The organism is Stenotrophomonas sp. (assembly GCF_036662295.1).
In the GTDB taxonomy this organism is placed as follows: domain Bacteria; phylum Pseudomonadota; class Gammaproteobacteria; order Xanthomonadales; family Xanthomonadaceae; genus Stenotrophomonas.
Genome location: NZ_JAVWXA010000144.1, coordinates 1 through 7,778, shown reverse-complemented (window position 1 = coordinate 7,778; position 7,778 = coordinate 1). Strand labels below are relative to the sequence as shown.

The following is a 7,778-nucleotide window of genomic DNA, read 5'->3' as shown; positions in this document are numbered from 1 at the left end:
GCGCAGTTCGTGCAACCACAGGATATTCTCGTTCAAGCGCGATGCTCCGTTTGGCCATCGCCCGAGGCGGGCTTGGATGGCCACGTCCGTAGGAAGAAGCCGATATGATGCCGGGCAGACCGCCGTCGGCACAAGCTTGTATCGACGGCCTTTTTAAGCTTCAGAGGGGGTAAAAGGCGCATGTCGACGATCCGTCCGGTGTTCTACGTGTCCGATGGAACCGGTATCACCGCTGAAACCATTGGGCATAGCCTCCTGACCCAGTTCTCCGGGTTCAGCTTCATTACCGACCGCATGTCGTTCATCGACGACCCGGAAAAGGCGCGCGAAGCCTGTGAACGGATCCGGGCGGCGGGGGAGCGCTACCAGGTCCGGCCGATCGTGGTCAGTTCCTGCGTGGACAGCGCGCTGAGCGTGATCCTGGCCGAAAGTGGCGGGCTGATGCTGGACGTGTTCGCCCCCTTCATCGAGCCGCTGGAGCGGGAACTGGCCGTCAACCGCCACTCCCGGGTCGGCCAGGCGCACGGCATGGTCGACTTCGAGACCTACCACCGGCGCATCAACGCGATGAACTTCGCGCTGACCCACGATGACGGCATCGCCATCAACTACGACGATGCCGACGTGATCCTGGTGGCGGTGTCGCGGGCCGGCAAGACCCCCACCTGCATCTACCTGGCCCTGCATTACGGCGTGCGCGCGGCCAACTACCCGCTCACCGACGAGGACCTGGAGCACGACCGCCTGCCGCCGCGGCTGCGCCCTTACCGCAAGAAGCTGTTCGGCCTCACCATCGACCCGGACCGCCTGCAGCAGATCCGCCAGGAGCGCCGCCCCAACTCGCGCTACGCCAACCTGGACACCTGCAAGCGCGAGGTGGCCGCGGCCGAGACCATGTTCCGGATGGAGCGGATCGCCACGCTCAGCACCACCCATACCTCCATCGAGGAGATCTCCAGCAAGGTGCTGACCACCCTGGGGCTGCAGCGCGAGCTGTATTGAGGGCGGGTCCCACCGCCTGGGTGATCCCCCGACCGGGCCGATCCCACGACCCACGGTCGTGGGCTTTCGTTTGGGCCGGGGCGGCCCCACGTTGAAGGATCAACGTGTAGGATCGACCCCATGGCCCAGGCATCGCCCCGTATCGAACGCATCCCCAGGCTCAGCCGGCTGAGCTGGCTGATGGGGCTGTACGCGGAGAACTACCAGCACCTGGTGCGGCTGTTCGCGCCGGCCGAACTGGTTCCCGGCAGCTACGTGTCCTCGGTGGGCGACGGGCTGGACGTCCGGCTGGACGTGATCGAGTGCCACCGCTACACGGTGGAGCTGCGGCTGACCTACGATTTTGCCGACCCGGTCACCGGCCAGCCCGACCCCTCGGCCTACGTGCGCCTGTACCGCGACGCGCGCCAGGCCGAGACCACCCACTGCTATGTGGGCCGTCGCTGGCAGGACGTGGTGGGCATGTACCCGCCGCCGGCCGAGCTGATCAGCCACCGCATGCGGATGAACACCTTCCTCGGCAAGTGGCTGGAATACCTGGCCGAGCGTGGCCATGGCGTGGCCACCCTGCGCCGTGATGGCGATGCGCTGCCGGCCCCGGCCGACACCCGGCGCACCCAGGTGGCCGGCTGAGCCGACCGCCGCGCCGCTATCGCGCATAATCGGGGTTTGTGTTCCGTGAGCCGCGCCCATGCCCTATACCCCGATCATGGCCACCCTCGGCTACGTGCTGTCCGCCGATGGCACCCAGGCCTTGATGATCCACCGCAATGCCCGCCCCGGTGACCTGCACCTGGGCAAGTACAACGGGCTGGGCGGCAAGATGGAACGCGACGAAGATGCCGCCGCCTGCATGCGCCGGGAGATCCGCGAGGAGGCCGGCATCGAGTGCGGCAGCATGCGCCTGCGCGGCACCATCAGTTGGCCGGGCTTCGGCAGGAACGGCGAGGACTGGTTCGGCTTCGTCTTCATCATCGATGACTTCACCGGCACCCCGCTGACCTCCAACCCGGAGGGCACGCTGGAGTGGGTGGACCTGGACAAGCTGGACACGCTGCCGCTGTGGGAGGGCGACCGCAGCTTCCTGCCGCTGGTGTTCGGCGAGGACCCGCGCGCCTTCCACGGGGTGATGCCTTACCGCGACGGCGCCATGCAATCCTGGTCCTACACCCGCCTCTGACGGGTCATGCTGGCCGCTGGCCGGCAACCCCGCACGGGCGGGCGGCAGCGCCCCACCCACTGGTAGTGCCGGCCGCTGGCCGGCAACCACGCACCCCATCAACGTTCATCGCCGCCCGCCCGATGGCGGCCTTATCGATGCGCCAGCAGCAGGTGGAAGTGCTTGTCCACCACGCCCCCGTCGTTGCCGGTGGCGTGTTCGCGATGGTCGCGCCAGCCGCACACGCGCAGCCCGGCGCTGTGCAGTGCCAGCTCCACCTCGGCCAGGCCGTGCAGGTGGACGTCATGCGCGGCGAAGGGCAGGGTACGCATGAAGGCGACATCGACGAAGGCCAGGCACAGGCGGCCGCCCGGGCGCAGCACCCGCGCCAGCTCGGCCAGCGGTGCGCCCAGGTCGTCCCGGAAGTACAGCGTGTTGACCGCCAGCGCCGCATCCACGCACGCATCTTCCAGTGCCAGTGCGTGGACATCGCCGCGCTCCACCCGCGCCCGTGCCTGCAGGCCGGCCAGCGCCAGCCGCTCCTGTGCGGCGTCGACCATCGCCTCGGACACCTCGATGCCGAGGTAGCGGCTGCCGGGCGCGCGCAGCAGGTCGCCGGCAAAGGCGGCATTGCCCGGGCCGATCTCCAGCACCGTCTGGTGGGCGCCCACCGCCAGCAGGGCGATGGCCGCCTGGTTGAGCGCGCCATTGCTGCGGTTCATCGATTCGGCCACCGCCAGCGCGGCGCCGCCGTGCGGATGGCGCAGCTGGGCGGCACGCTGTTGGGGGGAAAGCACGCGGGCAACTCCTGTCGCAAAGGGCGGGCAGGACGGGCCGCGGCTGGTCCGCCGGGCACCATAGCGCAACCGGCGGCGCGCGCGAAGACCCTTTTTGGTCACCCCACATGGCCGGCGGTGATCAAGAAATGACCACTGTCGCGTCTATTGAGACTGAGTTGTCCACAGGGGGTGTGGATGACTCGTGCGCAACTTTGTGGATAAGCGGCGGCAGCCCCCGCCGGTCCTCGCTGTCAAGATGGGTGGTCAAAAATTCACCGCGGGTGGGGATGGCGTGAAGGCGGCGCCAAGTGCGGCGTGGGGGCAGGGCGCGTTGCTCTGTCGCGGTTCGGGCCGCTCGCGGTACTCTCTTGCCATTGCCGTCTACAGATCTTCCATGAAACGTCATTTCTCGATGCTGCGTGAGTTCCACCTGGCGGACTGGTTCACCCTGGCCAACGCGTTCTGCGGCACTGGCGCGGTGTTTGCCGCCATGCGCTTCCTGCAGGACGGCGAGCGCAGCTACCTGCTGTTCGGCATGGCGCTGATCCCGCTGGCCTTCATCTTCGATGCGCTCGACGGGCGCATCGCGCGCTGGCGCAAGTCCAGTTCCACGCTCGGGCGCGAGCTGGACTCGCTGTCGGACATCATCTCCTTCGGCGTGGCCCCGGCGGCGCTGGCCTATGCCTGCGGCATGCAGGGCGGCTGGGACTGGCTGGTGCTCAGCTATTTCGTGTGCTGCGGGGTGAGCCGGCTGGCGCGCTACAACGTGACCGCCGAGGCCCTGGCCGGTGACGGCGACAAGGTGCCGTACTTCGAAGGCACGCCGATCCCGACCAGCCTGGCGCTGGTGGTGGTGCTGGCAGTGGCTGCCAGCATGGGCGCGATCGGCCACGACCTGTGGCTGGGCCAGTGGCAGCTTGGCCCGTGGCAGCTGCACCCGATGGTGCTGCTGTTCGCCCTGTCCGGGTCGCTGATGATCAGCAAGACCCTGCGCATTCCCAAGCCATGAACCGGAGCACGTCCATGCGGTGGTCCCATCCGATCCTGCCGGGAGCGGTGCTGTGAGCACGGCGGGCAGCGGCGGCAATGCGGGGGATTTCGAGGCCCTGGCGCGCCAGTATTTCGGCGCCTGGGGCGATGCGTTGCGGCATGCCGCGGTCCCGCCCGGGCCGGCCGGCGCCAGCGGCGGGCCCGGCAGCTGGCAGCAGGCAATCGACCAGTGGGCCAGCCTGCTGCCCAACGCGGCCAGCGGTCCGGCCGACGATGCCGTGCGTCGCTTCCGCGAACAGGCCGGTGGCTGGTACGGCACCATGCAGCAGGTGGCCGGGCAGTTCGCCGGCCAGGACGCCAGCAGCGCCGATGTGGCCCAGGCCTGGCGCAGCGCCGTGCTGGGGCAGGGCGATGGCCTGCTGCAGTGGATGCTGCAGGGCGCCGGCGGGCACACCCAGGGCGAGGGGCTGGATCTGTTCAAGCTGCTGGAAACCCTGCAGCGCGATCTTGGCCCCTGGCTGCAGAGCCCCGCCTTCGGCCCGGCGCGCGAGCACCAGGCGCGCTGGCAGGCGCTGCTGCGTGCGCAGCAGGAATACCAGGCGCACGCGCGCGACTACGTGGAGCTGATCAAGCAGGCGCTGGAGGATGCGTTCACGCTGTTCGAGCAGCGCCTGGCCGAGCACGAGCAACCGGGCAGCCAGTTGACCAGCGCCCGGGCCATGTTCGACCTGTGGATCGAGGCGGCCGAAGAGGCCTATGCCAAGGTGGCCTTGTCCGAGGCCTTCCAGAAAATCTATGCCTCGCTCGGCAATGCGCAGATGCGTCTGCGCGGGGCGAGCCAGCAGGAGATCGAACGGATCTGCGAAGCGCTCGGTCTGCCGACCCGTACCGAAACGGACGCCGCGCATCGGCGCATCACCGAGTTGGAGCGGCTGGTGCGGCGGATGGCGACCGCCGCCGCCGCGCCGGCGCCAGCGGCCGGCCCCGGTCCCACGCCGCGTGCGTCGCCGGCCCGCAAGGCCCCGCCGAAGAAGGACGCAGCGCCCAAGGCGGCCGCCGCTGAACCGACGGCGAAGAAGGCGGCACCGAAGAAGGCCCCGGCAAAACAGGCGCCGGCCAAGCCGGTGGCCGCGAAGGCCGGGACCGGCAAGCGCCCGGCCACCGGCGGCAAGCGCACGCCATGAAAGGACCGCTGGGGTTCAACGCCGACGACCTGCTGCAGGAAACCCTGGCCATGCAGCGCAAGCTGCTGGATGGCCTGAAGCTGCTGCCGTCGGTGGAGGACGTGGACTACGGCGCCACCGCCCGCGAGGAAGTGTGGCGCGACGGCAAGGTAGCGCTGTACCGCTTCATCGGCGCCGAGGCACCGGTGCACGCCACCCCGCTGCTGATCGTCTACGCGCTGGTCAACCGCCCCTACATGGTGGACCTGCAGGCCGACCGCTCGCTGGTGCAGCGCCTGCTGGCGCTCGGCCATGACGTCTACGTGCTGGACTGGGGCTACCCGGACCGCTCCGAGCGCTACCAGACCCTGGAGGACTACCTGCTGCGCTACGTGGATGGCGCGGTGGACCACCTGCACGACGCCGCCGCCGCGCCGGTGAACATGCTCGGCATCTGCCAGGGCGGGGTGTTCGCGCTGTGCTATGCCGCGCTGCGCCAGCACAAGCTGGCCAACCTGATCACCATGGTCACCCCGGTGGATTTCCAGACCCCGGACAACATGCTCTCGCACTGGGCGCGACAGGTGGACGTGGACCTGCTGGTGGACACGCTGGGCAACATCCCGGCCGACCTGATGAATGCCAGCTACCTGATGCTCAAGCCGTTCCGGCTCAACGTACAGAAATACGTGGGCCTGCTGGACATCCTCGATGACAAGGCCGCGCTGGAAGATTTCCTGCGCATGGAGAAGTGGATCTTCGACTCGCCCGACCTGGCCGGGGAAACGTTCCGTGACTTCATCAAGCAGTTCTACCAAAGCAATGGGCTGATGCACGACGGCGTGCGTATCGGCGAGGCGATGGTGCAGCTCTCGCAGGTGACCCTGCCGGTGCTCAACATCTATGCCGAGCAGGACCACCTGGTGCCGCCGGATGCCTCGCGCGCGATGCGCGGCCGGATCGGCAGCGCGGACTATACCGAAAGCAGTTTCCGCGGCGGCCACATCGGCATCTACGTGTCCGGGCGCGCCCAGCGCGAAGTGCCGGGCACGATCACCGCGTGGTTGAAGGACCGTTCCCGATGACGCCGCGTGTCCTGCCGTGGCTGGTTTTGGCGCTGGCCGCCTCGCACGCCGCCCAGGCCGCGCCCGGCGACAGCGCCCGCCGCGAGATCGCCGGCCTGATCGGTGCGCTGGACGGTTCGGCCTGTCGCTTCCAGCGCAACGGCAGCTGGCATGACGCCGCCGAGGCACGCGCCCACCTGCAGCGCAAGTACGACTACCTGCTCAGGAAGGACCAGGTGGACACCGCCGAGCAGTTCATCGAGCGCGCCGCCAGCCAGAGCAGCATGAGCGGCAAGCCTTACCGGATCGCCTGCCCGGGCCAGCCCGAGCAGACCGCCGCGGTCTGGTTCACGGCCCGGCTGAAGGCCCTGCGTCAACGCACCCCGTAGACACCGCCCGGGTTACAGTGCGCCACCCCTCGCCGGAGACCGCCGCCATGAACGCCACGCCGCGCCCGCTGTCGCGCTCGCTCAACGACCGCATGATCGCCGGGGTGATGGGCGGCATCGCGCACCGGTTCGGCTGGAGTGCCACCTTGGTGCGCGTGCTGTTCGTGCTGGTCTCGGTACTGTCGGCCGCGTTCCCCGGCATCCTGGTCTATCTGATCCTGTGGCTGTTGATTCCCAACGAGGCCGATTGAGACTGCCTGCCTTTGCGCTGCGCACCCTGCAGGGGCTGGGTGCGCTGTGGACCGCGCCCAACACCCTGATCGGCCTGGTGGCCGGCCTGGCCGGCATGCTTGGCGGCGCGCGCGCGTCGTGGAACCGCCGTGACCTGGCGGTGGTGTTCCGGCAGTGGCCGTGGGGGCCGGGCGGCGCGATCACCTTGGGCAACGTGATCCTGCACACCGGGCCGGTGCTGGATGTGCCGTGCCGCACCTATGCCCACCAGGCCGGCCATTGCACCGAGCCGGTGATCGGCCTGCACGACCACGAGCGGGCGCATGTCTACCAGTACCTGGTGCTGGGGCCGCTGTACCTGCCGGTGTACCTGTTGTGCGGTGGGGTCAGCGCGCGCAACCCCTTCGAACGGGCCGCCGACGTGTACGCGCTGACCGGTCGCGGCTGGTGGCCCGCGCGGGTGTTAGCGAAACGTTAAATCCGTGCCATTCAACGTCGTGCAACGCGACGTCATCTGCATGCAAACAATGGTTATTAGGCTGCATGACGAATCAGTCAGGTTCGGCGCGGTAAGCTGGTGGCTGTTGTATATGCACGATGCTTCACAGGAGGAGTACATCACATGGCAATCGTTCTTTATGTCGGTGGTAGCAAGGATGGCGACAAGGGCCTGGTGCCCCATGGCTTCAGCAAGTCGCGGGCCGATACCGAAAATGGCCCGGAGATCTACACCGAGCGGTTCATGGAGCTGCCGGGGATCGGCAGGATCCGGGTGATGGCGCTGGAATCCCTGCGCGACGACATCGTCCACCAGCAGATGGCCCGCCACTACCGCTAGCGGCAGGGGTGGTGCCGGCGGTTGGCCGGCTCCCCGCGATCCCAGATTTCGGTAATACCGGCCGCTGGCCGGCTCCCCGCGATCCCAGATTTCGGTAATACCGGCCGCTGGCCGGCTCCCCGCGATCCCAGATTTCGGTAATACCGGCCGCTGGCCGGCTCCC

General features: G+C 68.5%; 11 protein-coding genes. 10 read left to right on the top strand and 1 reads right to left on the bottom strand.

What is annotated here, in order from left to right; genetic code table 11:
- Positions 1–180: 180 nt before the first annotated feature.
- From RSA25_RS18145 to RSA25_RS18135, 3 genes are all read left to right on the top strand, one after another.
- Entirely contained in the window at positions 181–1,002 is an 822-nt protein-coding gene (locus tag RSA25_RS18145; protein ID WP_332810227.1) for a pyruvate, water dikinase regulatory protein, read from the top strand.
- A gap of 120 nt (positions 1,003–1,122) precedes the next feature.
- Entirely contained in the window at positions 1,123–1,635 is a 513-nt protein-coding gene (locus RSA25_RS18140; RefSeq protein ID WP_259202983.1) for a DUF1249 domain-containing protein, read from the top strand.
- Positions 1,636–1,693: 58 nt separating this feature from the next.
- Positions 1,694–2,182: an 8-oxo-dGTP diphosphatase gene (locus tag RSA25_RS18135; protein ID WP_332810226.1), complete on the top strand. Its 489-nt coding sequence runs from the start codon at positions 1,694–1,696 to the stop codon at positions 2,180–2,182.
- 131 nt (positions 2,183–2,313) lie between these two features.
- On the opposite strand, the gene RSA25_RS18130 is transcribed toward RSA25_RS18135, so the two are convergent.
- Positions 2,314–2,958 carry a class I SAM-dependent methyltransferase gene (locus tag RSA25_RS18130; RefSeq protein WP_332810225.1) on the bottom strand — a complete coding sequence of 215 codons (645 nt, stop codon included), beginning with the start codon at positions 2,956–2,958 and terminating at the stop codon, positions 2,314–2,316.
- A gap of 376 nt (positions 2,959–3,334) precedes the next feature.
- Between RSA25_RS18130 and RSA25_RS18125 the strand changes: the two genes are divergently transcribed.
- The 7 genes from RSA25_RS18125 (at position 3,335) to RSA25_RS18095 (ending at position 7,615) form a co-directional block, all read left to right on the top strand.
- The gene (locus tag RSA25_RS18125) at positions 3,335–3,949 is read left to right on the top strand and encodes a phosphatidylcholine/phosphatidylserine synthase (RefSeq protein WP_332810224.1); all 615 of its coding nucleotides are present in this window, start codon (positions 3,335–3,337) and stop codon (positions 3,947–3,949) included.
- A 52-nt stretch (positions 3,950–4,001) separates the two neighbouring features.
- The gene (gene phaE / locus RSA25_RS18120; RefSeq protein WP_332810223.1) at positions 4,002–5,114 is read left to right on the top strand and encodes a class III poly(R)-hydroxyalkanoic acid synthase subunit PhaE; all 1,113 of its coding nucleotides are present in this window, start codon (positions 4,002–4,004) and stop codon (positions 5,112–5,114) included.
- Positions 5,111–6,178: a class III poly(R)-hydroxyalkanoic acid synthase subunit PhaC gene (gene phaC, locus RSA25_RS18115; RefSeq protein WP_332810222.1), complete on the top strand. Its 1,068-nt coding sequence runs from the start codon at positions 5,111–5,113 to the stop codon at positions 6,176–6,178. The genes phaE and phaC overlap by 4 nt, the downstream gene beginning before the upstream one ends.
- Complete coding sequence (locus tag RSA25_RS18110) at positions 6,175–6,546, top strand: YfeK family protein (protein WP_332810221.1); 372 nt, start codon at positions 6,175–6,177, stop codon at positions 6,544–6,546. The genes phaC and RSA25_RS18110 overlap by 4 nt, the downstream gene beginning before the upstream one ends.
- A gap of 47 nt (positions 6,547–6,593) precedes the next feature.
- Complete coding sequence (locus RSA25_RS18105; RefSeq protein WP_332810220.1) at positions 6,594–6,797, top strand: PspC domain-containing protein; 204 nt, start codon at positions 6,594–6,596, stop codon at positions 6,795–6,797.
- Positions 6,794–7,255 carry a hypothetical protein gene (locus RSA25_RS18100; protein ID WP_332810219.1) on the top strand — a complete coding sequence of 154 codons (462 nt, stop codon included), beginning with the start codon at positions 6,794–6,796 and terminating at the stop codon, positions 7,253–7,255. Before RSA25_RS18105 ends, RSA25_RS18100 begins: the two co-directional genes overlap by 4 nt.
- A gap of 144 nt (positions 7,256–7,399) precedes the next feature.
- Complete coding sequence (locus RSA25_RS18095) at positions 7,400–7,615, top strand: hypothetical protein (RefSeq protein ID WP_332810218.1); 216 nt, start codon at positions 7,400–7,402, stop codon at positions 7,613–7,615.
- The last annotated feature ends 163 nt before the right edge of the window (positions 7,616–7,778 follow it).

What these genes read in the sequence shown, in the direction of transcription:
- RSA25_RS18095 (WP_332810218.1), top strand. Translation starts at nt 7,400, where the DNA reads ATGGCAATCGTTCTTTATGTCGGTGGTAGCAAGGATGGCGACAAGGGC.
- RSA25_RS18145 (WP_332810227.1), top strand. Translation starts at nt 181, where the DNA reads ATGTCGACGATCCGTCCGGTGTTCTACGTGTCCGATGGAACCGGTATC.
- RSA25_RS18125 (WP_332810224.1), top strand. Translation starts at nt 3,335, where the DNA reads ATGAAACGTCATTTCTCGATGCTGCGTGAGTTCCACCTGGCGGACTGG.
- RSA25_RS18135 (WP_332810226.1), top strand. Translation starts at nt 1,694, where the DNA reads ATGCCCTATACCCCGATCATGGCCACCCTCGGCTACGTGCTGTCCGCC.
- RSA25_RS18140 (WP_259202983.1), top strand. Translation starts at nt 1,123, where the DNA reads ATGGCCCAGGCATCGCCCCGTATCGAACGCATCCCCAGGCTCAGCCGG.
- phaC (WP_332810222.1), top strand. Translation starts at nt 5,111, where the DNA reads ATGAAAGGACCGCTGGGGTTCAACGCCGACGACCTGCTGCAGGAAACC.
- RSA25_RS18110 (WP_332810221.1), top strand. Translation starts at nt 6,175, where the DNA reads ATGACGCCGCGTGTCCTGCCGTGGCTGGTTTTGGCGCTGGCCGCCTCG.
- RSA25_RS18105 (WP_332810220.1), top strand. Translation starts at nt 6,594, where the DNA reads ATGAACGCCACGCCGCGCCCGCTGTCGCGCTCGCTCAACGACCGCATG.